Genomic DNA, 24142 nt, shown 5'->3' with positions numbered 1-24142 from the left:
TCGGTCCTCAATAGAATGATGGCATGCGCACGCCCGAAATCCGTCCGCTGCAAGACTGCAACGCCGTAGCAACAGCATCAAAGACGGAATGCCGTTCCTTCAACGACCCGCGCACCAAAGCCGTCTGTGACCTTTTCCCTGGCTTTGTTCCAAAGCGCGATGCGATCCCGTTGGATCGTTAGCTCTCGATAGTATGTCATCCAGCCGAACGCGTTCTTCGCAATCCACTCCAACGATTGGCCGGACGATCCAACGGCAAGCAAGGGAATCGTCACGCCATCTGTTCGGGGACGCAGGTAGAACTGCTCGTTCGCCACGCCCGACAGGTTTCCCTGGCCCGCCAATGCAGCGGAGACTTCCTCCCAGCCATTCTGGAAGATGACCTTGCGATCTTCGTAGTTCCGCCCGAATGCGCCATACTCACCTGGACGGTCACCTGAACCCAGCCCAAGCAGGAATCTTCCCGTGGAGGAGGATGCCATGGTTAGCGCGGCTTTGGCGACGTGGAGGGGATGACGCAACGGAAGAACGATCGCGGCGGTCCCAAGGGCGATGTGCTCCGTCGAGGCAGCCAGCATCCCGAGTAGTACCCAAGGGTCGGCGTGACCGACCGGGTCCGGATAGCGATCGCTGTTGAGAGGGACGTCGCGAACCCACAGGCCCGCAAACCCGAGTTGATCCGCGCGCCGGGCGATCGCAATCTGCTGCGGAAAATCGAAATCGTTTTTGATTCTCGCCTGCGCGGGCAGGACGATGCCGAGGGAAATCTCATTTTGACGGAAGATCATGTGTGAGGCCGGATTACTGATCTTCAAACATATATAGGCATGCGTCCGACCCGGCGCCATCCGCGCTCATGGGGTTCTGGATGTAAAAGATCGTTCTATCCCGGTTTCATCGCTGTCTCTCGGAAGGCATGCCGAGGACGATCAGCCAGTTCAGGGGCTCGATTGGTCACGCCGGTCTTGCACCAGTATCGCGTCTTTGTCGGTGAAGGGTTCGGGCGCCGGCAGCGTAACGGGCGACGAGTTCCACGAAACTCGCGTTTCGCCTTTCAATGTCTGCGGCATGAAAACGACGGAAACCACGCCGGCGTGATCGCCTAATCGTTCGATCGACAAGATCACAAAAATATGAGGCTCTTGAACGCGATCCCTCCAGCGCGCACCATGCGCCGCTAGATTTCGTGAAATTGGTGGCCTCTCATTTCAGGGCCACGTCATTCATATCGAAAGGAATAGTCCATGCTGGCAACCATCATGCACGCGCCCCGCGACGTCCGGTGCGAGGAAGTCGCCGAACCGAAGATCCAGAAACCGACCGACGCGATCATCAAGCTGTCGGCGTCCTGCGTCTGCGGCTCGGACCTGTGGCCTTACCGCGGAGCAAACGAAGTCAACGAACCCAGGGCCATGGGCCATGAATATTGCGGCGTCGTCGTCGAGGTCGGCAGCGCTGTGACGACCGTGAAGCCCGGACAGTTCGTCGTCGGGTCCTTTTGCATCTCCGACAACACCTGCCCTCATTGCAAGTTCGGGTTCCAGTCGTCCTGCGAACAGCGCGAGTTCATGAGTGGCGCACAGGCTCCATTCGCCCGCATCCCTCTTGCAGACGGCACGCTCGTTGCAACAGCGCAGATGCCATTGGATGACCTCATTCCAAGCCTGCTTGCCGTGTCCGATGTTCTCGGAACCGGATGGTTTGCTGCGGATGCGGCAGGTGTCCAGGAAGGATCGACGGCAGTCGTCGTCGGCGACGGCGCTGTAGGCCTGATGGGCGTGCTCTCAGCAAAACAGATGGGCGCCTCGCGGATCATCGCCATGAGCCGTCACAAGACCCGGCAGGATCTCGCGCTGGAGTTCGGAGCAACGGACATCATCTCCGAGCGTGGTGACGATGGCGTCGCGCGTATCAAGCAACTCACCGGTGGCGTCGGTGCAGATTGCGTCCTCGAATGCGTTGGCACTCAGGAATCCATGAGCCAGGCGATAAACGCTGCCCGTCCGGGCGGCAAGATAGGCTTCGTCGGTGTTCCGCATGGCGTCACATTCGATGGACAGAACCTATTCCGCCAGCAGAAGAGCCTGCTCGGCGGTCCCGCGCCCGTCCGGCGCTACCTTCCCTATCTTATGGATCTCGTGATCGACCGTGAGATCAATCCCGGCAAGGTCTTCGATCTCGAAATTCCTCTTGTGGATGTTGCCGAGGGCTACCGTGCAATGGACGAGCGCCGCGCCATCAAGACGCTCCTGCGCGTCTGAGATCTAGTTTGGCCCGGTACAAGGCGAGCCGGGCCAGGCCTTCAAACGGGGCGGCGGCAGATGACCTTAATGGGGACGTCACCAGAAAGGCGGTAACGCGCCAGCGCTGATCGAGATCCACATTCCAGAAACGGATGGCTTCATCTGATCGATAAAGGGCCTCATTCATCGCCGGCAGTTTGCGCGAATGATCGCCCGTAAGGAAAGAAAATCTCCTTGCGGCCCTCCGCCCACGCGGTCCGCAGCGCCGGGTCCGTAACGCCAGGCACGATATCAGATCTCATGATGATTTCCCCAGGGTTGGGCGTCTCCGTCTACAGAACACTCAAGAACCACCCTTTGCAATCGTACGATGGTGCCGCTGAGGGTCCAAGCTGCAATGGATAACGCCGGAGGCCACCGGCATCATGGATGAAACGAACTTTCATGCATTGGCGCTGACGACGGAAGAGTTTTCGCGCATCGCGACGTGAGATGAAATCTGAAGCCTATAATATCTATAAAGTCACTATACATTAATTGGACACGCGATCGAACCGACGGAGCCCCAATGATGAGACGAAGGACTTTGTTACAAGCTGCCATGATTGGTCTGCTTGCTACCTCAGGCGCAACGATGTCGTTTGCTGCCGACCCGTCAGCAAAGCTAGTCGTTGCAGACCAAAGCGAGTTCGTTCGCAATCTGCTTGAGGCCAGCGGCGAGCAGAAGAACATCAATTTCAATATCGAATTTCCGAATTTTGCCGGCGGTCCGGCGATCCTCGAGGCGATTCGGGCAGGCGCGCTGGACATCGCCTTCGTCGGTGATACGCCGCCCATCCAGGCTCGGGCGTCGGGCACCCTCCTCCCGATCATCGGAACCTTCACGCGCGACGTCGCCGAATACCGCCTGACCACTCGGCCGGGACTGGTCATCAACAAGCTCTCCGAACTCAGGGCAAAGAAGGTCAGCTATGTCGAAGGATCCGGGCGACAGGTATTCCTCATCGAGGCCTTGAACCGTGCCGGATTGAAACTCAGCGACGTGCAGCTGGTCAATTTACGCGTTGCCGATCTTCCTGATGCGGTCAGGTCGGGTGCGGTTGACGTCGCCGTCTTGCAGGAACCATTCGTCACCAGACTGACCAAGCAGGCGGGAGCCTCTCCGGTCCTAGACCCCGAGGAGCGCAAGCTTCTTCCCAGCACATCCTATTTCTACGCCCGGCCGGAAGCACTGGCGGACCCGAAGAAGGTCGAGGCCATCAAGGAATTCCTGACCGCATTCGTGCGTGCTGGCAAATGGAGCAACGAACACGAAAAGGAATGGGCGAAGTTCTACTACACCGATTTTCAGCACATACCGCCGCCCGATGCCGACGTGATCATCAAGGGTCAGTCGCCTCTGATCTTCGAGACGTCAGTGGAGGCAATCCCGCACCATCAGAAGCTGATCGACATCCTCTATCAGGCCGGGTCGATCAAGGAACGCTTCGATGCGAAGACCTCCTTCGTCAATACGTTCGATCAGGTGATCGAGCAAGCCCGCCAGGGAGGAAGCTGATGGCCGACATACTCCAATCGTCTGTTGCTCATTCCCGCAGCCGATACCGGCAAGGCCAACAGCGTGCGGCGCCGATCGCCGCAAGGAAGTCAGTCCGACTTACGCCGGCTAAGTTGCCCGCAGGATTACGGCTGCTCGGTCCGGCGCTGATCCTCATCGTCTGGGAGGCGGCGTCACGGCTCGGCTTTCTGTCGCCATACACTCTTTCGGCACCCTCGACTGCCCTGCAGACCGGGTACGACATGATCCTCGACGGATCATTGCTTCCGCATCTTCTAGCCTCCGCCGGCAGGGCGTACACGGGCCTCTTTCTCGGCGTAATCGTCGGCGTCGTCCTTGCTATGCTCTCCGGACTGACGCGAACTGGTGAGGCTCTGATTGACGGCGTTGTCCAGATCAAGAGAGCAATTCCCACACTTGCGTTGATCCCGCTGGTGATCATCTGGCTCGGAATTGGCGAAGAGATGAAGATATTCCTGATCTTCACCGCCGTTCTGGTGCCCGTCTACATCAACACCCACGCGGCACTTAGGGCTATCGACATCGGACATGTCGAGCTCGCGCAAACGCTGGGGCTGACGCGATTGGAGTTCATTCGCCATGTCGCGCTTCCAGGGGCGTTGCCCGGCTTTTTCGTGGCGCTTCGCCTCGCGGTCGCTATCTCCTGGACCGCACTGGTCGTGCTCGAACTGGTGAACACCCAGACTGGGATCGGATATCTGATGAACCGGGCGCGTGACTGGGGTCAGACCGACATCATCGTCGTCGGCATCTTTATCTACGCGGTCCTCGGCCTCGTCTCGGACGCAGTGGTGAGGTTCATCGAGGGACGTGCCCTGTCCTATCGGAGGGCTCTTGGATCATGAACGCACATACTCGCATCCCCTACGCCGTCCAACTTCGGGACCTGTCCCGCAGCTTCAAGGGCAAGACAATCCTAGACCGTGTCTCGCTGGAGATACCGCGCGGCCAATTCGTCTCTTTGCTGGGCGAATCCGGGTCCGGAAAGACGACGCTGCTCCGTGCCCTCGCGGGTCTCGACGACGACGCAGAAACACGCGGCGAATTCGATGTTCCAGAGAATACGTCGGTCCTCTTTCAGGATTCGAGACTTCTCCCCTGGAAGTCCGTTATCGAAAACATCACGCTCGGCTTGCGCCGTCAGGATGCGAGGCCCGCGGCACTCGACATGCTGAACGCCGTCGGACTGAGCGACAAGTCGAATGTTTGGCCTTCGACACTATCGGGCGGTCAAAAGCAGCGGGCATCGCTGGCGCGATCCCTAATCCGCTCGCCGGAACTCCTGCTTGCCGACGAGCCCTTCGGAGCGCTCGACGCCCTCACCCGGCTTCGCATGCAGGAATTGCTGATGCGGCTGGTGGAACGAGAAAGACCCACGATCATCCTGGTCACGCATGACGTCGCCGAGGCGCTGCTTCTCTCCGATCGCATCCTTGTTCTGAAAGACGGGCGCATTGCCGAAGACCACCTCGTTTCCGCGTCGCACCCCCGGCGTTCCCATGACCCTAAATTGATTTCGCTCCGCGCCAAGCTCCTTCAGAGCTTCGGCGTCGCCGAGCGCGTTTGAAAGGTATCGATAATGTCCCGGCAATTGCACCTGAACCTCTTTCTGATGTCGCGCGGCCACCACGAGGCCGCCTGGCGCCATCCGGGTTCCAATCACAAGGCGCTGACGGATCTCGAACTCTATGTCGAGGCTGCCCATATCGCTGAGGCGGCGAAGTTCGACGCAGTCTTCCTCGCGGACACATTGGCTGCCGGGAATAGCAGCGGACTGGCTTCCTCCGGTTCACTGGAGCCTATCGTCCTGCTGTCTCTGCTCGCGGCCCACACACGCAACATCGGACTCATCGGCACAGCGTCGACCACCTACAGCCTGCCCTATACGCTCGCGCGCCAGTTTGCCACGCTCGACCACCTTTCCAAAGGCCGCGCCGGATGGAACATCGTCACCTCCTGGGTACCTGAGGCAGGCGCCAACTACGGGCTGCAGCAGAACCTCGACCACGCCGACCGCTACAAGCTTGCAGAGGAATTTGTCGAGGCGGTCGACGCTCTCTGGAAGAGCTTCCCCTCGGATGCTGTCGTCGACGATCGCGATGCCGGCCAGTACCTGGATCTTTCGCGTATCACGCCCGCGAACTACCAAGGCCAGCACTATCGGACGAAGGGTCCTCTGAATGTGCCGGGTAGCCCGCAGGGACGGCCGGTCTATATCCAGGCCGGGCAATCGGATTCCGGCAGATCCTTTGCGGCTCGATGGGCCGAGGCAATTTTCACCGCGCACATGACCATCGAGTCCGCGAAGTCCTTCTATTCCGATGTCAAGAACCGCGCGGCCGCTTATGGTCGTCGGTATGAGGACATCGTTGTCCTGCCGGGGATTAGCGCAGCCATTGGCTCGACGCAGCGCGAAGCCGATCAAGTCTGGGAGGAGCTTGACGCGCTCACGAGCACCGAAGTCGGCCTGACGCGGCTCAAGGCGCGCTTCGGCGGACATGACTTCAGCCACGTCCCGCTGGATCGCCCGCTCACCAAGGACGATTTTCCGGATCCAAATGCGGTCGAGGCTTCCAAGAGCCGCGTCATCGGCTATGTCGAAATGTCCTTGCGCGAGAAATTGTCCCTCCGTCAGTTGTTGCGCAAGCTCGCTGGCGCCCGTGGCCACTTTGCCGTCGCGGGCACGCCGGAAAGGATTGCCGACATCATTCAGGAATGGTTCCAGTCGGGCGCCGCTGACGGCTTCAACGTCATGCCGCCAATCATAAACAGCCAGCTCTCGCTGTTTGCGGATGAAGTCGTACCGATCCTCCAGAAGCGGGGTCTGTTCCGGAGTGAATACGAAGGCGATACATTGAGATCGCATTTCGGGCTCGCCGAAGTCGAAGTAGATCGTACCTTCGCACGATCCGCATAGCGCTGAAAGCGGTTGGCGGTGGAGCGCCGGGCTCCGCCGACATCTTGCTGACAAGTCCGGCTTCCTTACCCCGACTGCGCCTTCGCTGTCACTAGATCCTCGATGGCACTCGAAATCGTCGATCCGGCTACCCAGAAGCACATTGACGCGCATGCTTTCGGGATGAGGAAGACAAGCAGCGAATATCTCAGGGAGTCATCGCCGAAGGTCAGCCGAAGCAAATCGCCGACCAAGCCGACGAACTGTGGTCCCGGTCCGGACCCGAAGATGCTTATCACAGCAAGAGCGACCAGGACGGCAGAGCCCCCGATTGGCCGGATCGGCTAGCCTCGTCGGGCCTTTTTTTGTTACCCCGAACGCGGACATTTTACATTCCGTTTCGGGTCATTTTAGAGTCTGGTTTCAATAGGAACGGACCTTCCTCTGGTTCTTTTTCGCTCCGTTCTTACGCCCCTCACTTTCTTTCGAACGAAGCGCGGAATTGCTTGGGCGTTGTGCCGGTCCGCTGCTTAAAGACATCGTAGAACCGACTGACGGAAGCAAACCCGCAGCTATAGCCGATCTGCAGAATCGGCTCTTCGGTATCGGCGAGCCTCTGCATGGCTCGCGCCAGCCGGTATCTCGTGAGATATTCGTTCACCGAAATGCCGAGCACGTCACGAAATATCTTGTTGGCGGTGCTCGGGTGAATTCCTGCGAGCTCGGCGAGAGCGGGCATGCTCAGCGGTCTCGCGTAATGCGTGTTTATCAGGTCCGTGAGCATCTCTGCACGATGCACAGCCGGGCCTGCGGGTGTCGCCAACGACTTCCGGGCTGATGAACCATGCTCATCCGCCGTATCGAGAATGAGACGGCGCACCCTGAGCTTGACTTCGTCCGCAATCAGCTGCTGCCGCACTGTGTCGCCTTCCTGCCATTCCTGCACCCATTGTGGGATCAGGATCGTGTTGGCCGGCTGCGGCTGCATTTCATTCAGGAACCTCCCCTGCATGATCGACTGCCTGACTTTTCTGTTGATGGGCAATGCGAGAAAGTCGACCAACGGGAGATAGATGCAGACGAGCGGCGTATCCGGCGTAACCTCGATGGTTTGATGCGGGATCGCCGCCCAGAAGAGCACAAGCCGCCCGGCCTCGACATGCTCCTGCCGTCCATTGAAAAGATACGTCATCTGCCCCTTGAGGAGCAGATTGATTTCGACGTGATCGTGCCAGTGGGCCGCGCCCATGGCTCTTGCGGTGTGCCGCTCGATCAGAAAATCGCCTTGCGAGATGATCAAGGCCTCGCGCTCGGCGCTATTCTCTCCGCGCATGAAGTTCTCCTCTGACTCGAATCCGGGAAGAACTCTCTCATTAGCAGGAAGAAATTCTAGTTTAAAAGGAGCAATGAGGCGGATGAGACCCAATTATCGGAGTTTGTCATGCCAAAGATTTGCCTCGTGGGTGCCGGCAGCACCGTCTTCGCCCAAAATATCCTGGGCGATGTCCTCTCATCGCAGGGCGGCAGTGATTATGTTATCAGCCTGTTCGATATCGACCCCGAACGTCTAAAGACCTCCGAGATCGTGGCCCGGCGCATCTGTGAAGCACTAAAGCTTGACAAAGTCAGGGTCGAAGCAACTCTCGATCGGCGCACAGCACTTCGAGGCTCCGATTTCGTCATCCTGATGATGCAGGTCGGCGGCTACAAGCCGGCCACGGTGACCGACTTCGACGTGCCGAAGAAATACGGCCTCAGGCAAACCATTGCCGACACGCTTGGTATTGGCGGCATCTTCCGCGGGCTGCGCACAATTCCCGTTCTGGAAGAGATCTGCCGCGACATGCAGGACGTATGTCCCGACGCACTGCTCATGCAGTATGTCAACCCGATGGCGATCAATTGCTGGGCGATCAAGGAGATCGCGCCAGAAATCAGGACCGTTGGCCTCTGCCACAGCGTACAGCACACCGCTGCCCACCTCGCCGATTGCGTTGGCGAGGATATCGCTGATATCAACTATATCTCCGCTGGCATCAACCATATCGCCTTCTTTCTCAAATATGAAAAGCGACACCTCGACGGCAGGCGGGAAGATCTTTATCCGCGCCTCAAGGCCTTGGCTGCAGAGGGGCGCGTTCCGCCTGATGACCGTGTTCGTTTCGATGTCCTGAAGCGTCTTGGACACTTCGTGACTGAATCGAGCGAGCATTTCTCCGAATACACGTCCTGGTACATCAAAGAAGGGCGCGGCGATTTGGTAGAGCAACTCAATATCCCTCTGGACGAATATATCCGCCGTTGCGAGGTGCAGATCGGCGAGTGGCACGCCCTGAGGCGGGATCTCGAAGGCGATAAGCCGATCGAGGTCTGCCGAAGCAACGAATATGCCGCCGGCATTATTCATGCCGCGGTGACGGGCCAGCCGGCGCTGATCTATGGCAACGTTCCGAATAACGGATTGATCACAAATCTGCCGGACGAATGCATCGTCGAGGTACCCTGCCATGTGGACAGGAATGGCGTTCAGCCCATGCGGATCGGTCGCATCCCTTCTCAGCTTGCCGCTGTCATGAGGTTGAGCACATCAGTGCAGGAACTGACCGTCGAGGCCGCCCTGACGAAGAAGCGTGACCGTATCTACCAAGCTGCCCTGCTCGATCCGCATACTTCGGCGGAGCTGTCGCCTGATCAGATCTGGAATCTAGTTGATGACTTGATCAAGCAGCACGGCAATTTGCTGCCCGAATATCACTAAAGCGACGCCCCTCTCCTAAAAAAACGATCAATCTATCATGCAGTTAAGCGCGCCGTCCCTCGGACGGCGCGCTTTTCGCATCGCGTCATCAGGCATCGATAAATAGATCATAAAACGTCATACTTGTGATTGACATTGATTAAATCCAGTGAAATTCTGATCGGAACAAGATAATGGCGTGAGGAGAGCATTCTGTGAACCAGATCGGAGGAGTAAAAGTCGATCGCCTCGACGCCATTCGCAGCCATCTCTACGCGAACGGTTTTTCGACGATCCACACCCTTGCCGACGCCATCGGCGCTTCGCCGGCGACCGTGCGGCGAGACCTCCAGATTCTCGAACGGGAAGGCTTGATCGACCGGACACACGGCGGTGCGCGCATTGCGGAAGGCTCTTCGGTGGAGCTTGCGTTTCAGGAGCGCGCGAAGCGGCATCTTTCGGCAAAGCGGGCGATTGCGACAGCAGCCTATGATTTGCTCGTCCCACGAACGGCCATTTTCCTCGATGCCGGCACGACGGTTCTTCAGCTCGCCCGCCTCATCCGCATCAATCCGATACCCCTTCGCATATTCACCAACGGCCTGACGGTAGCGCAGGAATTCCTCGATATTCCAAACCTCGAGATCGTCCTGCTGGGCGGCCAGTTGCGCAGCGAAAATGCCTCGCTGGTCGGACCACAGGCCGAGGCGATGCTGGAGGAAATCTGGTTCGATCAGCTCTTTCTCGGCGCCGGCGCCATCAGCGCCGATGGCGCGATCTACAGTGTTGACAGCGCGGAGGCGAACCTGAACAGGCGCATGCTCACGCGCTCCGCACATTGCTTCGTCCTTGCGGATTCCTCGAAATTCGGAACCACGGCGACCTACAAGGTGGCGCCTCTAACCGCCGCAAAAATGATCACCGACACCAGCCTGTCGGAGCCATGGCGCGCCCAGCTCCGCGAACTCGGTGTTGCAACGACGATTGCTGATTTGGGAGCGAACGATTGAGCGATGACCTGATTCTCGGCATCGACGGCGGCGGAAGCAAGGTGCTTGTTGCACTTGCTGACCGGAGCGGCCGGATTCTGCGCACATCGCGCGGCGGTGGCGTCAATCCGATGGACAACAAGGATTGGTGGGAGGAACTCGACAAGCATCTGGATCCGTTTCTGGGCGAGCAGCGATTGGCCGCGGTGGCGGCCGCGCTCCCAGCCTATGGAGAGGTGGCACGCCTCTCCGAGCTACAGGACGAAGCGGTCGGAGAAGCTTTTCCAGCCGTGCGCAGAACCGTACTCAACGACGTGGACGCCGCCCATCTTGGCGCCTTCGCCGGCCAATCGGGCATCCTTATCCTTTCCGGCACCGGCTCGATGGCCTGGGCCCGCGACGCAGCAGGCGTCTCCCGGCGCGCTGGCGGATGGGGTGATGTCATCGGCGATGAGGGCAGCAGCTACTGGATCGGACGTGCGGCACTCAGCCTCGTCAGTCAGAGCCTCGATGGCCGCGCGCCGCGCACGGCGTTGGCCGAGGCGATGTTCAGCCACCTGCGGCTTGATATTTCCGATCCAGCAAACGGACTTGCAGGCTGGGTGAGCGAGCTCGTCAATCCGCGTGCAGATATTGCGGCTCTCTCGGTCCTCGTCGATCGGGTGGCGCAGGCCGGAGACCAAGCGGCAATCCAACTGATCGAGCGGGCGGCCGACGAACTTGCAAAACTTCATCGGGCCATTGCCAAAGACGGCGATCCGGTGGGTGACTGGACTTATGCCGGCGGCACGTTTTCGAGCCCCCTTTTGCTTGCCTCGGTCGAACGGCGCATCGGCCGGCCGGCCATCTCGCCAAGACTTCCTCCCATCGGTGGCGCCCTTCTGGCAGCCGCCCAACTCCTCGGCTGGCCCATAGACGAAGGCTGGATCGGGCAAGTCGCCGCCACGGCAAAGGCTGCAGCGGCGCAGTCAGGTAGTGCAGACCTCAATAACAAGGAAAGATGGGAACATGCGTAGATTCATTTTGCCGCTAACAGCGGCCGCGGCCTTGATAGCCGCAGTTCCGGCACTTGCTCAGAATGCCAAGCCACTTGCCGGTCAATCGATTACAGTGCTGATGCCCTCGCCCCAGGGACCGACCATCGCGGCTGACTTTGAAGCCGAAACGGGCATTCACGTCGATCTGCAGACATTGTCCTGGGATGACATCCGCCCGAAACTGGTGACGGCGCTGATCGCCGGAACGACGCCGGCTGACGTTACCGAGTTTGACTGGTCGTGGACCGGCCAGTTCAGCTCTGCCGACTGGTATATGCCGCTGAACGACGTCATCGATACCGATACGGTCAAGGATATCGGCGTCTCCAGTATCTTTACGGTGAACGGAAAATTGCTTGGTGTGCCCTACACCAACGATTTCCGTGTCATGCTCGTCAACAAGAAGCATTTCGCCGACGCTGGCATTACCGAGATGCCGAAGACGCTGGACGAGCTCGTCGCGGCGGCAAAGAAGATCAAGGAAAAGGGCATATCCACCTACCCAATCGGCCTGCCGCTTTCGGCGACGGAAGGAGCTTCTACCAGCTGGTATCTGTTGACCAAGGCCTTCGGCGGCGAGCTGTTCGACAAGGATTTCAATCCGTTGTTCTTGAAGCCGGATTCGGCTGGCTACAAGGCCCTGGCCTTCGAATTGATGTTGCTGAAGGACGGCCTTGTCGATCCGGCTTCCACCACCCTCAAGGACACCGAGATCAACGAGGGCATGTTCACCCAGGGCGTGACCAGCATCATGATCTCGGGCGAACCCGGCCGACTGGGAGCGATGAACGATCCGAAGCAGTCGAAGATCGCCGGTCAGGCGGCTGCGATCCTTGTTCCGACGGCAAGCGGCGAAACTCGCACCTTCGGCCTGCCGGAAGCACTCGCTGTGCCGAACGTGTCGCAGCACAAGGAAGCTGCGGTGGCCTTCATCAAGTGGTTCACCAGCAAGGACTACCAGAAGAAGAACTTCGTCAACGGTTTCCTGCCGACCCGTACGTCGGCTCTCTCCGAGCTAAACGCTGCGGGCGGGTTGCATAGCGGCGACACGCTGGTGGCGCAATCAAAGACCGTCGAGGCGCTGTTCCCGCAGGGCACTCCTCCCTGGTATCCGCAATTCTCCAGCGCGGTGAACACGGCGATCAACAGCGCTGCCAAGGGTCAGATGACCGTTGACCAGGCGATGCAAAGCATTGCCGACGCAACAAAGCAGGCGATGTCGCAATGACGGCTATCGTCTCACCGAGCGTGGGAACCAAGCGTGGGGTCGGCGCAAATGCCGACGCCGGGCTTGGGGTGCTGCTCGTCCTGCCGATCTTCATTACGATGGCGGCGCTCGTCTTTTACCCTGTCGGGAGAACCGTCTGGGACAGCCTGCACAGGGTCAACCCGATGCAGGCCGGCACGCCCTTTGTCGGCCTGGAAAACTACACGCGGATGTTGTCCGATGCGCAGCTCGGGACGACCTGGATCAACACGCTCCTCTATGTCGTCCTTGCCGTGGCTGCCGAGACGATCTTCGGCGTGCTTGCCGCTGCTCTCATCAATCAGGTCAAGGTCGGGCGCCAATGGCTGCTTGCGGCAGTCATCCTGCCCTGGGCACTTCCGGGCGTCGTCAATGCGGTGATCTGGCTCTGGATCTATCAGCCCGGCGCTGGCCTGCTGAACGGTATCCTCTCGGCGATGGGACTGCCCTTCGACAATCACGTCTGGTTCAACGACCGCACGAGCGCCATCATCGCAGTCACTGTGGTGCATGTCTGGCGCATGATGCCGCTTACCATCGTCATCGTCCTTGCAGCGATGCAGGGCATCCCGGCTCATCTTTACGAGGCTGCGCGGATCGATGGAGCCACACGGGCGCAGATGTTCTGTTTGGTCACCCTGCCCCTCGTGCGCAGCGCAATCGCTGTCGCCATGACCAATGCGACCGTCAACGCCTTCAACCTGTTCGACGAGGCCTGGGTTCTCTCGGGAGCCAGTCTCGCGACGAGGCCGGTCCTCGTGCAGATCTATCTGGAGACATTCCAAAACCTCCACTTCTCCTACGGGATGGCGCTTTCGGTGGTGATCACATTGGTCTCGCTGCTCGTCTCGCTCGTTTATGTCCTTCGCGTCTATCGCAACACCCGGTACGACTGATGAAACAGAGCCTTGGATATCGTTTGCTGATCTTGGTCGGTGTCGCAGTCTTGCTGCTATGGTCGTTGGGACCGATCTACTGGACGCTCGTCAGTTCCGTCACCCCCTCCGCTGATTTCTCGGCCCGTCCGATACATTTCTTTCCGCAGCGGTTCACCTTCGACCATTTCTCCCGTCTTCTCGGTATCAATATCGCGCAGATCGGCGGAGTGGAGGTTTGGGCGCAGTTCCGTGCCGCTGTGGTCAACAGTATCGTGACGTCGGCCGCTGCTACGATCCTGTGCGTCGCGATCTCCGCATTGGGAGCCTATGCTTTCACACGGCTGGAATTTCCCGGACGAAGGACGCTTTTTGCCGTGGTGGTGGCAACGCTCGCCGTTCCGGCCTATGCGGTCCTGATCCCTCTCTACCAGATCATGATCAAGCTTCACCTCGTCGATACCTATGTCGGCGTCGCGTTGATTTACGTCTCGGCCTATTTGCCGCTGTCGCTCTGGCTGTTGCGAAGCGTGTTCGAAGCGCTACCGATCTCGCTGGAGGAAGCAGCCCAGCTTGATGGGGCCGGCCGTCTTTACATCCTCTTCAATATCGTGCTGCCGCTCGCAGGACCGGGGCTGACGGCAGCGGCGATCCTGACCTTCCTCGGCGCCTGGGGGCAATATCTGGTGCCGCTCATCTTCTCGCCGCAGGCGACAAAGCCGATGACCGTGCTCATCCCTGAATTTGTCACCAAGAACTACATCGACTACGGCCTGATCACGGCAAGTGGATCGATTGCCATCATCATCCCGGCCCTGGTCGTGATTTTCCTCAACCGGTACCTCGTTAGCGGCCTGCTGGCTGGTTCGGTAAAATGAATCGGAGATAATATGAATACGACGGAAAAGGTAATCATTGAGCAATTTCCCTACTGGGAGAAGGCAATCGGCTCGATACCGGCTCCTCAGAGTGCAGAACTGATGGTCTTCGTCGGCTGCGGTACCTCCTATAATCTTGCTCTCTCGCTCGCGGCATTGTCGAATTTGGCCGGCCGTTCGGCGATTGCGGCACCGGGTGCCGAATGGCTGAACCGGCCTGCCGCTCTGTGGTCGCGCTGGCAGCAGACCCATGTGGTCGTCCTCTCCCGCAGCGGTGAAACCACCGAAACCGTCGCCGCAGCCAAGGCAAGTCGCGCAGCCGGCGCCTTCGTGACGGCGCTGACCGTAGAGCCGGAGAGCTCGCTCGCGAAGAATTGCGACCGACTGATCGCCTCCCCGACGCATCCGGACGAAGGGATTGTCATGTCGGTATCGGCCAGTCTCATGCTGCTTCTCGGCATGCAGATGATCGGTCTGCAAATTCCGCACTCGATCGTTGCCTCTGCGCGCGGTCTGGCCAATGATCTCGATGCAGCCTTGTCAAAGGCCGTGACCGGCCGGTCGCATTTCGTCTTCCTCGGGAGCGGTCCCCTCTATGGTGTCGCCGTCGAGGGAGCGCTTAAACTCATGGAGATGAGCCAGAGCATGACGCAGGCATTCCATCCCCTCGAATACCGCCACGGACCAATCAGCCTGGTAGATGAGAAAACGGCCGCCATCATGCTTTACAGCGCCGATCAAAAGGCCGAAGAGGCAAAGCTGGTGGAGGAGCTACGGGAAAAGGGCGCTGTCGTTATCGGCCTCGGCGGTCCTGGTGATCTTGAGCTGAACGTCGATTTCGATCTTTCGCTCGCCGGTCTGGCGATGCTGCCGGCTTTGCAGATCCTCGGCGAGCGCGTCGCACAAGCCAGAAATATCGATACGGTTTCTCCCCGCCACCTGACGAAGGTCGTGACGCTGGCATGAGTATGTTGATGGACAACAATCGCAGCGTCGCACTCGGGAAACTCTTCGGAGACCGCACGCATTCACTCCCGAGCGGCATTACTTCCGTCTGCTCCGCTCATCCACTGGTCATCGAGGCCGCGCTCAGGCGTGGAACTGCGGAAAACTCGGTCGTTCTCATCGAGGCAACCTGCAACCAGGTCAATCAGGAGGGTGGCTATACGGGCATGACGCCGGCGGATTTCCGGCGCTTCATCGAAGATGTCGCGGCGCGTGTCGGGTTTCCCGTCGACGACATCATTCTCGGCGGGGACCATCTCGGCCCAAACCCCTGGAAGAGCCTGCCTGCCGAAGAGGCCATGCAGCGGGCCGAACTCATGGTAACCGCCTATATCGAGGCGGGTTTTGAGAAAATCCACCTGGATACTTCGATGGGCTGTGCCGGCGAGCCTGTCGCCTTGGAGGACGAGCTGACCGCTGCCCGGGCCGCGCGTCTCGCCAAAGCCGCTGAGCAGGCAGCCCGCCCGGCTGGTCGGCGCGCCCCGGTATATATCATCGGCACCGAAGTTCCGCCGCCGGGCGGCGCGACCCATGCCCTTGATGTGCTTGAGGTGACGCGGGCCGATGCAGCAGTGCGAACGCTCGCGGTCCATCGCGCCGCTTTCAGCGACGCGGGCATCGAGGCCGCCATGGAGCGGGTGATCGGCATTGTCGTTCAGCCGGGCGTCGAATTCGGCAATGCCAATGTTGCAATCTATGAGCCTGACCGGGCACGTTCCCTGATCGGTGCTCTCGAACACATGCCGGGTCTGCTTTTCGAGGCGCATTCGACGGACTATCAGCCCTCGGACGCGCTGTCGTCTCTCGTCGATGGCGGCTTTGCCATCCTGAAGGTCGGTCCCGGATTGACCTTTGCCCTGCGCGAAGCGCTGTATGGCCTTGATGCAATCGCCGCCGTTCTTGCCGGAAAGATGCTATCTGATCCGCTTGTCGCGACGATGGAAAGCGTCATGCTTGATCGTCCTGAGCATTGGAAGGCTCATTACCATGGTACGGCTGAGGAGCAGCGGTTGCAGCGCCATTTCAGTTACAGCGACCGCATCCGCTATTATTGGCCCGACCCCCGCGCCTCGGCGGCCGTAGCCGACCTGTTTGATCGATTTGATGCAGATATTCCGGAAACGCTCATCAGCCAATATCTCGGTCGCATCTCCCCCGGCGTTGTGTCGAAAGAGGTTTTGCCGCGGCCGCGTGAGCTTTGCCTTGCCATGATCGATGCGGCTCTTGAGCCCTACTCGGCCGCGACGGCTCCCCGGAACATCCGGACTTAAAGCTGCGGGCCGCCTGCTGCCGCGGCCGCAAATCATCGACAGATCACTTACGCGGAGGGATATTATGGCGTCGGTAAGCGTGACGAACGCCCGCAAGAGCTACGGCCATTTCGAAGTTCTGCACGGAGTCAATATTGATATCAGGGATGGCGAATTCGTCATTCTCGTCGGCCCATCCGGCTGCGGCAAGTCCACGCTTCTGCGGATGATCGCCGGGCTCGAAAATATCACCGATGGTCAGATCGCGATCGGCGCGCATGTGGTGAACGATGTCGCGCCCAAGCAACGCGACATTGCCATGGTGTTTCAATCATATGCGCTCTATCCGCATATGACTGTGGAGGCGAACATGGGATTTTCGCTGCGGCTTGCGAAAGCTCCGAAGGAACAGATCCGGAAACGTGTTCGGGATGCGGCGCAGATCCTGGGGCTAGAGCCCCTCCTCGACCGGTATCCGCGCAACCTTTCCGGCGGCCAGCGCCAACGCGTTGCCATGGGACGCGCGATTGTCAGGCAGCCGCAGGTATTTCTGTTTGACGAACCCTTGTCCAACCTCGACGCCAAGCTCCGCGTGCAGATGCGTTCCGAGATCAAGCAGCTGCATCAGCGGCTGCGGACGACGACGATTTACGTCACGCATGACCAGATCGAAGCCATGACGATGGCCGACCGGATCGTTGTGATGCGCGACGGCTCGGTGGAGCAGATCGGCTCGCCGTTGGAGCTTTATGATCGGCCCGTCAATCTTTTCGTCGCCGGCTTCATCGGCTCACCCGGGATGAATCTCATTCGTGGTAAGATCAGTGCCTCCGGCCCGCTGAACTTCGTGGCCGACGGCGGAGGCCAGCTGCCTCTTCCTGAGGGCATTGCCGTGACGCGCGGAGCGGATGTGATCTACGGCATCCGGCCGGAACATCTGTTTGTTGGACAGGGCGGCGTTGCGACGGAGGTCACGGTTATCGAACCGACGGGAGCCGAGACCCAGCTGACCGCAAATATCGGTACCGACACGCTTGTCGCAACAGTACGCGAGCGCCTGGACATACGCCCTGGCGACGCCCTCCGCCTCTCGCCGGATGTCAGCAAGCTGCATTTGTTCGATGCGGAGAGCGGGAAGCGTTTGACGTGGTGACGAAGGGGACGCTTCGATGAGTGGGGACTGGTCCAGCCAGCCCCCTCCTCCGCATCATCACGTTCCAGGGGTTCAAGACCCGTTCGATATCAGGCTTAGAAGGCCTTCAGCGCGACTTCGACATGCTCGACCGTCGGTGCCTTGGCAAAATGGGGACCTGCGAGCCGGCGCCATTCCTGGAAATCGGGAGATTCCCGGAAATGGACCATATGATCCTCGACGCTTTTCCAGCCGACGACGAGGCGATAAACCGATGGCCGTTCGACGGTTCGGTGCAGCTCGAGGCTGAGGCAACCCTTCGCCTTCTTGAAGTAAGGAGCGGCCTCTGCGACCGCTGCCTCGAAGGCCTGCCCCTGGCCGGCCCTCACTTCGATTTCCGCGATTTCAAATACCATGTCTGCCTCTCAAGCGCGTTCGGAATCGATCGTGCGCGTATCACCCGTCGCAACCAGCGTGCGCGTGGCGTCGACCGATGCGTAGGTCCAGAAGATGCGCATACGCTCCGTGGACGATGCGTTGATGAAGCGGTGCGGCAGATTGGCCGGAACCCAGGTCGTGTCGCCAGGTCCCATCGGATATTCAATGCCGTCGATCTCGGCGATGGCCGAGCCCTCGAGCACCATGACGCTCTCTTCGCAATTATGCGTGTGCAGTCCGATTGCGGCCTCCGGTTCGAATTCGGTAATGCCGTTGAGCAGGCTCGTTGAGCCCACCCGGCGGGTCACCATCGGGATGGTGCGTGCGCCGCCGCCGCGCTCATGCGGCTTGATTTCGGCAGGACGCAGGATTGCCGGCTTTGCGGTTTGTTCTTCGCTCATCTTGCCCTCGCTCACTTGGCTGCAACAGACCGGACTGGTCCGATCCAGATCGTCTTGATGTTGGTGAATTCCCGGATGCCGTGATAGCCGAGTTCGCGGCCATAGCCGGAGCGCTTGATGCCGCCGAACGGCAGGCGAGGGTCGGAAGCGACCATGCCGTTGATGAAGACGGCGCCTGCCTCGATCTTGCGAGCGAGCTTGCGCGCATTGGCGACATCTTTCGTCCAGAGCGCTGCGCCGAGGCCGAACTCGGTCTGGTTGGCCAGCCGGATGGCCTCGTCAGCATCCTTGACGCGGATGATCGCGGCAACCGGTCCGAAGGTTTCCTCAGTAAAAGCGGCAGCCTCAGGCGTGACGTGATCGAGCACCGTCGGCGCGTAGTAGAAGCCCGGACGGTTGACGAATTCGCCGCCGACGGCAAGTGTGGCGCCTGATGCAACCGAACGCTTCACCTGATCATGCAGCGTGTCGCGCAGATTGGCGCGGGCCATCGGACCGATATTCGTGTCCGACTCCATGGGATCGCCGACCTTCAGCTCGCCGACGCCTTTGATGTAGGCTGCAACAAAGCGATCGGCGATGCTCTCTTCAACGATGAAGCGCTTGGCGTTGACACAGCTCTGGCCGACATTGACGAAGCGAGCCTTGACCGCGACCCTGGCCGCCTCTTCGATATCGGCATCGGCAAGCACGATGAAGGGATCGGAACCGCCGAGTTCGAGCACCTGCTTCTTCAGCGCCTTGCCGGCCTGCGAAGCGACGATGGCGCCGACTTCGGTCGAGCCGGTCAGCGTGACGGCAGCAATTCGGTCATCGGCGATGATAGCGGCGACATCCTTGGCCTCGATCAGGATCGTGCGCATCAGGCCCTCAGGCGCGCCTGCCTCACGCATCACTTCCTCGCAGGCGAGCGCGCATTCCGGAACGTTGTTCGCGTGCTTCAGGATCGCGCCGTTGCCGGCGGCCAGAGCCGGGGCAACGAAACGGAAAAACTGCCAGAACGGGTAGTTCCAGGGCATGATGGCAAGCACGACACCGAGCGGATCATAGGCGATCAGGCTTTCATGCGCGGTCGAGGCGACCACTTCGTCTGCCAGAAATTTCGGCGCCTGCTCGGCGTAGAAATCGCAGTTCCAGGCGCATTTTTCGATCTCGCCGGCCGATTCCGGCAGCGGCTTGCCCATCTCCCTGGTGATCATCAGCGCGTATCGCTCGGCATTGGCGCGCAGCACCTTCGCCATGCGGCGCAGCAACTCCACGCGCTCGGCGATCGGCACTTCGCGCCATACAGCCTGGGCGGCCACCGCCTTGGTCAGAGCCGCGTCAACATCCTGCGGCGAATGCAGATCGAACCGTGCGATTTCCTCGCCCGTTGCCGGATTGATCGATTGGATCATGATTGTCTCCTGAAATATCAAACCTGTCGGCCCACCGCCGTCAACGGGTGGCGGCACCACTTAAAAGGTCCTTCCAGGACGGCATCCATGACAGGGTCTCGCCCGTTGACTTGGAAGGAATGTATTCGAAACCGATTGCGTGCTTGTATCCATGCGCCAGAAGCGTCTTAAGCGTGCCCGTGAGATCGAGGCCGCCCGTTCCCGGCTCGTGCCGGCCAGGGGCGTCGGCAATGTGCACATGCCCGATGCGCGCGACATGCGCAGCAATGAAGGTCGCCAGATCGGTGCCGTTGGCGGCAGCGTGGAAGGTGTCTACCAGCAGAACGGTCTCGTCGGCAGAACCGACCTGATCACCAAATGCGATCGCCTGTTCGAGGGTGGAAAGGAAATAGTTCGCAACGACCTTGTCGCTGATTGCCTCAATCAGGATGCGGACCGGCCGGTCACGGCACTGCTCGACGGCAAAGGCCAGGTTGGTGCGATAGGTCTCTTCGGCACGCTGGCGATCCCCATCGACGGCGCCATCCACGGCCCCGGCCATCGGATGCACGAGCGGACATCCGATCGTCTCGGCATAATCGAGTGAGCGCAGCAGCGCGTCGCGAAATTCCGCCTCGCGCCCCGGCAGAGCCGTGATGCCCTTTTCGCCGCGGGCAGCATCGCCTGAAGCCGCCGCCATCTGGGAGAAAACGAGACCATGCTCCTGCAGTTGCGCAAGCATGGCCTTGGCATCGACCGACAGGGGATTGGGATGTTCGATCGCGGTAAAACCGTCGCGCGCTGCCGCGCCGATCCTGTCGATCAAGCCGAGCTCGGTGTAGAGATAGCCGATATGCGCCGAAAGATGCTGTGTGGACATGGGGAACTCTATGGAAACGCTGACGGTCAGCTGACGTTGATCTTGTATCGGAAGCGTCTCGCCTCGCCGCGCGAGATGCGCCATTCCATCGGGTGGCCCGAGGCGTCCTTCGCCAGCCTCTCGATCGCGACGACCAAGTCGTCGCTGCTGAGCTTCAGCAGGCCGGCATCATCCGGAGAAACGTCGGTGATGCTGATCTCTTCCTCGATGAAGCAAACGAGCTGGCCGCAGAGGCGCTCATAGGCGGGGTAGAGCAAAGGACCGATTTCTTCTGGCGTGTGGCTGAGGATAGCGCTGAAGCGGGCGGGCGGCAGGAAAATATCCTCGAGCAGACGTGCCTGCCCCTCCCAGTGGCGATGCCGGGTGACCTTTATGACGTCATCGCCTTCCCGCATCTTCAGATTGGCAGCAACGTCGGCGCTTGCGGGAACGATTTCCCGCGAGACGATGTGGCTTTCCGGCATGATCATGTTGCCCGCGGGATCGCGGAACAGGAAGAAGCGGACCATCATATTGTCGAAGTTCGGCCGACGGATGAAGGTGCCGGAGCCATGGCGACGCTCGATCAGGCCGTCGTCGACGAGTTCGTCGATCGCCTTGCGGATCGTGCCGGGCGCCACGCCATATTGCTTGGCGAGATCGAGTTCGGCCGGCAGGGCATCGCCCGGACGCCATTCGCCATTTGCGATCCGCTTGGCAACGGTCAGATAAAGCCGGCGATAGAGCGGCAGGTGCTCATCGCCCTCAAGCACCAAGGCGTCCTGTGGATTGCTCTCGCGAATGCCCATGTTACCCCCGTGATCCTTTCAATCGATTCGTGACCTTGTTCGATGCATCTACAGCACCGCTTGCGCCCGTCTTGCGATTTCCGAGAGAATGCAGTTGATGACCATGTAAACGACGGCGACCAGCGTATAGACCGGCAGCGAGTAGCTGCCGCCCAGATATTCGACCGCCGTGCGTGCATCGCGCAAAAGTTCCGCATAGCCGATGACAAAGCCGAAAGAGGTCTCCTTCAGGAGAGTGATCAGCTGGGTCAGCAAGGTCGGCAACATGCGGCGGATGGATTGCGGCAGCAGGATGATGCAGAAGACCTCGGCGTTGCTGAGGCCGATCGCTAGGCCGGCTTCGCCCTGCCCCTTCGGCAGCGTGTCGATGCCGGCCCGGAAGATTTCGGCAAGGACGGCCGAATTATAGAGGACAAGCCCAAGCACCAGTGCCCAGAAGGTCGAGATATCGACGCCGATCACAGGGCCCCCGAGGAAGAGGAAGAAGATCAGAAGCAACAGCGGCAGGCCGCGGAAGACCTCCACCCATGTCCTGAGGGCAGCGCGCAGCAATACGGATCGCGTCATCAGGCCCGCCGTGACCAGTGCGCCCAAAACGACCGACATGACGATGGCGACTGCGGACACTTCGAACGTGGCGAGCAGGCCGCCGGCCAGAAGGTTCAGGAGATCGGGCTGGAAGACCGTCGCCCATAGATCCGGTGCCAGCATTCCGGCCTTGTCGAGGGAAAAGCCGGCCCAGGCGAGGAGGAGCAGGATAACAAGGATCGACAGCGCCGACAGGATCTGAGAGCGGCGGCGAGCCTTCGGTCCGGGGGTGTCGTAGAGAAGCGTGCTCATCGAGAAAATGCGCTCCTGCGCTCGATATAGGATGCCAGCAGTCCGAGCGGGATCGTCGCGGCAAGATAGATGAGGGCCGTTGCGATCAGCACCGACAGCACGGCGGAGCTTTCCTCGTTTGCCAGCTGCTGCATGGTCGCAAGCGCTTCGCCGACGCCGAAGGCTGCCGCAACAGCGGTATTCTTCACCAGCGCGATCGCGACGTTGACGATCGGCGGAATGCAGCTGCGCAGCGCTTGAGGCAGGATCACGAACCAGAGGCATTCCACATAGGGCAAGCCGATGGAGCGCGCCGCTTCGGCCTGGCCGATCGGAACCGAATTGATGCCCGAGCGGACGGCTTCACAGAAAAGCGGCACGTAATAGGCAACCAGCGCGATGATCGCGAAGCTGAAATAGGATACATGCACGCCGAACTGCGGCAGCACGAATGCCGAGAAGAAGAAGACGATCGTCAGCGGCACGTTCCGGATGATCTCGATATAGATCATCGAAATCACTCGGAAGCCGCCGACGGGCGATATGCGCATGACGGCCACGAGGACGCCGAGCGGAAGGGCAATCACGATCGACAGCACGGAGAGAGCAAGCGTCACCAGCATGCCGTTCCAGAAAACATCGATATTGTTTAAAAACGCTGTCATTTCGATATGCCTTGCATCCTTCCGCTCAAGCCTGTGGACCACCCGTCAGATCAGGGGCACTGATCGAGAGCGGGCAACTTGCCGTCGCCGCCGACATAGGTCTTCAGCGTTGCGTCATACATCTTGCCGTAGGTGCCATCCTTGTCCGCCTCGGTCAGGACATCCGACACGAAGTGGCAGAAATCATTCTCCGACTTCGGCATGCCGACGCCCCAGGGCTCGCGGGTGAAGAGGTTGTTGACGAGCTGGAGATTGTTCGGATCGCGGCTAACGAGGCCGGCCAGGATAAAGTTCGTCGTGACAACCGCATCGACGGAACCATTCTTCAGCGCCTCGACGCATTTGGAGATCACGTCGAAGGGAACGATCTGCGTCTGAGCGTACTTCTTGGCCAGAGCAGACTGGCCTTCGCTGCCGCTAATGACGCAGGCCTTGTGGCCGGCGAGATCATCGGGGCCTTTGATGTTCAGCGGATTGCCCTTCTTCACGATCATGTCCTGGCCACCGACGATATAGGGGCCGGCCATGTCGATAACCTTCTTGCGCTGGTCGTTGATCGCATAGGTCGCGACGATGAAATCGACCTTGTTCTGCTCGAGGAAGGGTTCGCGGTTGGAGGACGAGGTCTCGACCCAGGTGATCTTGTTCGCCGATACGCCAAGCTTCGAGGCGATCAGCTTGGCAATGTCGATATCAAAGCCGATCGGCTTTCCGGAGAGATCGCGCAGGCCGAAGAGCGGCTGATCGAACTTGACCCCGATGCGCAGCGTCGAAGCCTTCGACAGCCGCTCCATCGTGGAGCCGGCCGGGAATGTTGCCTGGTCGGCGTTCGCAAGAGCCGGTGTCAGCGACAGCACGCCGAGCAGCGCAACTGCTGCGGGACGAAGATTGAATTTCATTGATTCCTC

The 24142-nt window shown here is 59.9% G+C and carries 25 protein-coding genes; 14 read left to right on the top strand and 11 right to left on the bottom strand.

Translation table 11 applies throughout. From position 1 onward, the window contains the following. Window positions 1–77: 77 nt before the first annotated feature. The gene (locus tag DTW90_RS22425; RefSeq protein WP_246665008.1) at window positions 78–815 is read right to left on the bottom strand and encodes an LLM class flavin-dependent oxidoreductase; all 738 of its coding nucleotides are present in this window, start codon (window positions 813–815) and stop codon (window positions 78–80) included. 429 nt (window positions 816–1244) lie between these two features. Here DTW90_RS22425 and DTW90_RS22420 point away from each other — a divergent pair, with 429 nt between their 5' ends. Further along, complete coding sequence (locus tag DTW90_RS22420) at window positions 1245–2261, top strand: zinc-dependent alcohol dehydrogenase family protein (RefSeq protein ID WP_149341045.1); 1017 nt, start codon at window positions 1245–1247, stop codon at window positions 2259–2261. A gap of 161 nt (window positions 2262–2422) precedes the next feature. On the opposite strand, the gene DTW90_RS38060 is transcribed toward DTW90_RS22420, so the two are convergent. Beyond that, complete coding sequence (locus DTW90_RS38060; RefSeq protein ID WP_281026132.1) at window positions 2423–2545, bottom strand: hypothetical protein; 123 nt, start codon at window positions 2543–2545, stop codon at window positions 2423–2425. Window positions 2546–2877: 332 nt separating this feature from the next. Here DTW90_RS38060 and DTW90_RS22415 point away from each other — a divergent pair, with 332 nt between their 5' ends. Genes DTW90_RS22415 through DTW90_RS22400 form a run of 4 tightly spaced genes read left to right on the top strand, consistent with a single transcriptional unit; the run spans window position 2878 to window position 6739 of the window. After that, window positions 2878–3801, top strand: coding sequence for an ABC transporter substrate-binding protein (locus DTW90_RS22415; protein WP_246665007.1), 924 nt, complete (start codon window positions 2878–2880; stop codon window positions 3799–3801). Next, window positions 3801–4667: an ABC transporter permease gene (locus DTW90_RS22410; protein WP_149341041.1), complete on the top strand. Its 867-nt coding sequence runs from the start codon at window positions 3801–3803 to the stop codon at window positions 4665–4667. The genes DTW90_RS22415 and DTW90_RS22410 overlap by 1 nt, the downstream gene beginning before the upstream one ends. Continuing rightward, window positions 4664–5389 (top strand): ABC transporter ATP-binding protein, encoded by a 726-nt coding sequence (locus DTW90_RS22405; protein WP_149341040.1) that lies wholly within the window; start codon window positions 4664–4666, stop codon window positions 5387–5389. Before DTW90_RS22410 ends, DTW90_RS22405 begins: the two co-directional genes overlap by 4 nt. 12 nt (window positions 5390–5401) lie before the next feature. Continuing rightward, the gene (locus DTW90_RS22400) at window positions 5402–6739 is read left to right on the top strand and encodes an LLM class flavin-dependent oxidoreductase (RefSeq protein WP_149341038.1); all 1338 of its coding nucleotides are present in this window, start codon (window positions 5402–5404) and stop codon (window positions 6737–6739) included. A gap of 454 nt (window positions 6740–7193) precedes the next feature. On the opposite strand, the gene DTW90_RS22395 is transcribed toward DTW90_RS22400, so the two are convergent. Beyond that, on the bottom strand, window positions 7194–8051 hold the full coding sequence (locus DTW90_RS22395; RefSeq protein WP_149341036.1) for a helix-turn-helix domain-containing protein: 858 nt from the start codon (window positions 8049–8051) through the stop codon (window positions 7194–7196). A 108-nt stretch (window positions 8052–8159) separates the two neighbouring features. Here DTW90_RS22395 and DTW90_RS22390 point away from each other — a divergent pair, with 108 nt between their 5' ends. From DTW90_RS22390 to ugpC, 9 genes are all read left to right on the top strand, one after another. Continuing rightward, entirely contained in the window at window positions 8160–9476 is a 1317-nt protein-coding gene (locus DTW90_RS22390; protein ID WP_149341035.1) for an alpha-glucosidase/alpha-galactosidase, read from the top strand. 194 nt (window positions 9477–9670) lie between these two features. Next, window positions 9671–10465 (top strand): DeoR/GlpR family DNA-binding transcription regulator, encoded by a 795-nt coding sequence (locus DTW90_RS22385; protein WP_132525914.1) that lies wholly within the window; start codon window positions 9671–9673, stop codon window positions 10463–10465. Beyond that, entirely contained in the window at window positions 10462–11460 is a 999-nt protein-coding gene (locus DTW90_RS22380) for a BadF/BadG/BcrA/BcrD ATPase family protein (RefSeq protein WP_132525912.1), read from the top strand. Before DTW90_RS22385 ends, DTW90_RS22380 begins: the two co-directional genes overlap by 4 nt. Continuing rightward, complete coding sequence (locus DTW90_RS22375; protein ID WP_149341033.1) at window positions 11453–12709, top strand: sugar ABC transporter substrate-binding protein; 1257 nt, start codon at window positions 11453–11455, stop codon at window positions 12707–12709. Before DTW90_RS22380 ends, DTW90_RS22375 begins: the two co-directional genes overlap by 8 nt. Further along, window positions 12706–13623 (top strand): sugar ABC transporter permease, encoded by a 918-nt coding sequence (locus DTW90_RS22370; RefSeq protein ID WP_132525908.1) that lies wholly within the window; start codon window positions 12706–12708, stop codon window positions 13621–13623. The genes DTW90_RS22375 and DTW90_RS22370 overlap by 4 nt, the downstream gene beginning before the upstream one ends. Beyond that, entirely contained in the window at window positions 13623–14480 is an 858-nt protein-coding gene (locus tag DTW90_RS22365; RefSeq protein WP_132525906.1) for a carbohydrate ABC transporter permease, read from the top strand. Before DTW90_RS22370 ends, DTW90_RS22365 begins: the two co-directional genes overlap by 1 nt. Window positions 14481–14492: 12 nt before the next feature. Next, window positions 14493–15446 carry an SIS domain-containing protein gene (locus tag DTW90_RS22360; RefSeq protein WP_149341031.1) on the top strand — a complete coding sequence of 318 codons (954 nt, stop codon included), beginning with the start codon at window positions 14493–14495 and terminating at the stop codon, window positions 15444–15446. Then, window positions 15443–16756 carry a D-tagatose-bisphosphate aldolase, class II, non-catalytic subunit gene (locus DTW90_RS22355; protein WP_149341029.1) on the top strand — a complete coding sequence of 438 codons (1314 nt, stop codon included), beginning with the start codon at window positions 15443–15445 and terminating at the stop codon, window positions 16754–16756. Before DTW90_RS22360 ends, DTW90_RS22355 begins: the two co-directional genes overlap by 4 nt. 64 nt (window positions 16757–16820) lie before the next feature. Next, window positions 16821–17888, top strand: a complete 1068-nt coding sequence (ugpC, locus tag DTW90_RS22350) for a sn-glycerol-3-phosphate ABC transporter ATP-binding protein UgpC (protein ID WP_149341028.1) — start codon at window positions 16821–16823, stop codon at window positions 17886–17888. A 95-nt stretch (window positions 17889–17983) separates the two neighbouring features. Here the strand turns inward: ugpC and DTW90_RS22345 are convergent, their stop codons facing one another. From DTW90_RS22345 to DTW90_RS22310, 8 genes are read right to left on the bottom strand one after another with little or no spacing between them, the layout of a single operon-like run. Next, window positions 17984–18283 (bottom strand): antibiotic biosynthesis monooxygenase family protein, encoded by a 300-nt coding sequence (locus tag DTW90_RS22345; protein ID WP_149341026.1) that lies wholly within the window; start codon window positions 18281–18283, stop codon window positions 17984–17986. A gap of 9 nt (window positions 18284–18292) precedes the next feature. Further along, window positions 18293–18706, bottom strand: a complete 414-nt coding sequence (locus DTW90_RS22340) for a cupin domain-containing protein (protein WP_149341024.1) — start codon at window positions 18704–18706, stop codon at window positions 18293–18295. An 11-nt stretch (window positions 18707–18717) separates the two neighbouring features. Beyond that, a complete protein-coding gene (locus tag DTW90_RS22335) occupies window positions 18718–20103 on the bottom strand; it encodes an NAD-dependent succinate-semialdehyde dehydrogenase (protein WP_149341023.1) in 1386 nt (461 codons plus the stop codon). A 40-nt stretch (window positions 20104–20143) separates the two neighbouring features. After that, entirely contained in the window at window positions 20144–20962 is an 819-nt protein-coding gene (locus DTW90_RS22330) for a TIM barrel protein (protein ID WP_149341021.1), read from the bottom strand. Window positions 20963–20988: 26 nt separating this feature from the next. Further along, on the bottom strand, window positions 20989–21750 hold the full coding sequence (locus tag DTW90_RS22325; RefSeq protein WP_149341019.1) for a GntR family transcriptional regulator: 762 nt from the start codon (window positions 21748–21750) through the stop codon (window positions 20989–20991). Window positions 21751–21798: 48 nt separating this feature from the next. Continuing rightward, window positions 21799–22590 carry an ABC transporter permease subunit gene (locus DTW90_RS22320; protein WP_149341017.1) on the bottom strand — a complete coding sequence of 264 codons (792 nt, stop codon included), beginning with the start codon at window positions 22588–22590 and terminating at the stop codon, window positions 21799–21801. Next, complete coding sequence (locus DTW90_RS22315) at window positions 22587–23234, bottom strand: amino acid ABC transporter permease (protein ID WP_149341015.1); 648 nt, start codon at window positions 23232–23234, stop codon at window positions 22587–22589. Before DTW90_RS22315 ends, DTW90_RS22320 begins: the two co-directional genes overlap by 4 nt. Before the next feature lie 50 nt (window positions 23235–23284). Beyond that, on the bottom strand, window positions 23285–24133 hold the full coding sequence (locus DTW90_RS22310) for a glutamate ABC transporter substrate-binding protein (protein ID WP_149341014.1): 849 nt from the start codon (window positions 24131–24133) through the stop codon (window positions 23285–23287). Window positions 24134–24142: the final 9 nt, after the last annotated feature.

The organism is Neorhizobium sp. P12A (assembly GCF_008365395.1).
Taxonomy (GTDB): Bacteria; Pseudomonadota; Alphaproteobacteria; order Rhizobiales; family Rhizobiaceae; genus Rhizobium.
This window is presented reverse-complemented; position numbering and strand designations above follow the sequence as displayed.

Coding starts and splice junctions, on each gene's coding strand:
- DTW90_RS22320 (WP_149341017.1), bottom strand. CDS start 22,590: ATGAGCACGCTTCTCTACGACACCCCCGGACCGAAGGCTCGCCGCCGC.
- DTW90_RS22420 (WP_149341045.1), top strand. CDS start 1,245: ATGCTGGCAACCATCATGCACGCGCCCCGCGACGTCCGGTGCGAGGAA.
- DTW90_RS22345 (WP_149341026.1), bottom strand. CDS start 18,283: ATGGTATTTGAAATCGCGGAAATCGAAGTGAGGGCCGGCCAGGGGCAG.
- DTW90_RS22375 (WP_149341033.1), top strand. CDS start 11,453: ATGCGTAGATTCATTTTGCCGCTAACAGCGGCCGCGGCCTTGATAGCC.
- DTW90_RS22315 (WP_149341015.1), bottom strand. CDS start 23,234: ATGACAGCGTTTTTAAACAATATCGATGTTTTCTGGAACGGCATGCTG.
- DTW90_RS22395 (WP_149341036.1), bottom strand. CDS start 8,051: ATGCGCGGAGAGAATAGCGCCGAGCGCGAGGCCTTGATCATCTCGCAA.
- DTW90_RS22360 (WP_149341031.1), top strand. CDS start 14,493: ATGAATACGACGGAAAAGGTAATCATTGAGCAATTTCCCTACTGGGAG.
- DTW90_RS22355 (WP_149341029.1), top strand. CDS start 15,443: ATGAGTATGTTGATGGACAACAATCGCAGCGTCGCACTCGGGAAACTC.
- DTW90_RS22340 (WP_149341024.1), bottom strand. CDS start 18,706: ATGAGCGAAGAACAAACCGCAAAGCCGGCAATCCTGCGTCCTGCCGAA.
- DTW90_RS22405 (WP_149341040.1), top strand. CDS start 4,664: ATGAACGCACATACTCGCATCCCCTACGCCGTCCAACTTCGGGACCTG.
- DTW90_RS22310 (WP_149341014.1), bottom strand. CDS start 24,133: ATGAAATTCAATCTTCGTCCCGCAGCAGTTGCGCTGCTCGGCGTGCTG.
- DTW90_RS38060 (WP_281026132.1), bottom strand. CDS start 2,545: ATGAGATCTGATATCGTGCCTGGCGTTACGGACCCGGCGCTGCGGACC.
- DTW90_RS22415 (WP_246665007.1), top strand. CDS start 2,878: ATGTCGTTTGCTGCCGACCCGTCAGCAAAGCTAGTCGTTGCAGACCAA.
- DTW90_RS22400 (WP_149341038.1), top strand. CDS start 5,402: ATGTCCCGGCAATTGCACCTGAACCTCTTTCTGATGTCGCGCGGCCAC.
- DTW90_RS22330 (WP_149341021.1), bottom strand. CDS start 20,962: ATGTCCACACAGCATCTTTCGGCGCATATCGGCTATCTCTACACCGAG.
- DTW90_RS22365 (WP_132525906.1), top strand. CDS start 13,623: ATGAAACAGAGCCTTGGATATCGTTTGCTGATCTTGGTCGGTGTCGCA.
- DTW90_RS22370 (WP_132525908.1), top strand. CDS start 12,706: ATGACGGCTATCGTCTCACCGAGCGTGGGAACCAAGCGTGGGGTCGGC.
- ugpC (WP_149341028.1), top strand. CDS start 16,821: ATGGCGTCGGTAAGCGTGACGAACGCCCGCAAGAGCTACGGCCATTTC.
- DTW90_RS22410 (WP_149341041.1), top strand. CDS start 3,801: ATGGCCGACATACTCCAATCGTCTGTTGCTCATTCCCGCAGCCGATAC.
- DTW90_RS22390 (WP_149341035.1), top strand. CDS start 8,160: ATGCCAAAGATTTGCCTCGTGGGTGCCGGCAGCACCGTCTTCGCCCAA.
- DTW90_RS22335 (WP_149341023.1), bottom strand. CDS start 20,103: ATGATCCAATCGATCAATCCGGCAACGGGCGAGGAAATCGCACGGTTC.
- DTW90_RS22325 (WP_149341019.1), bottom strand. CDS start 21,750: ATGGGCATTCGCGAGAGCAATCCACAGGACGCCTTGGTGCTTGAGGGC.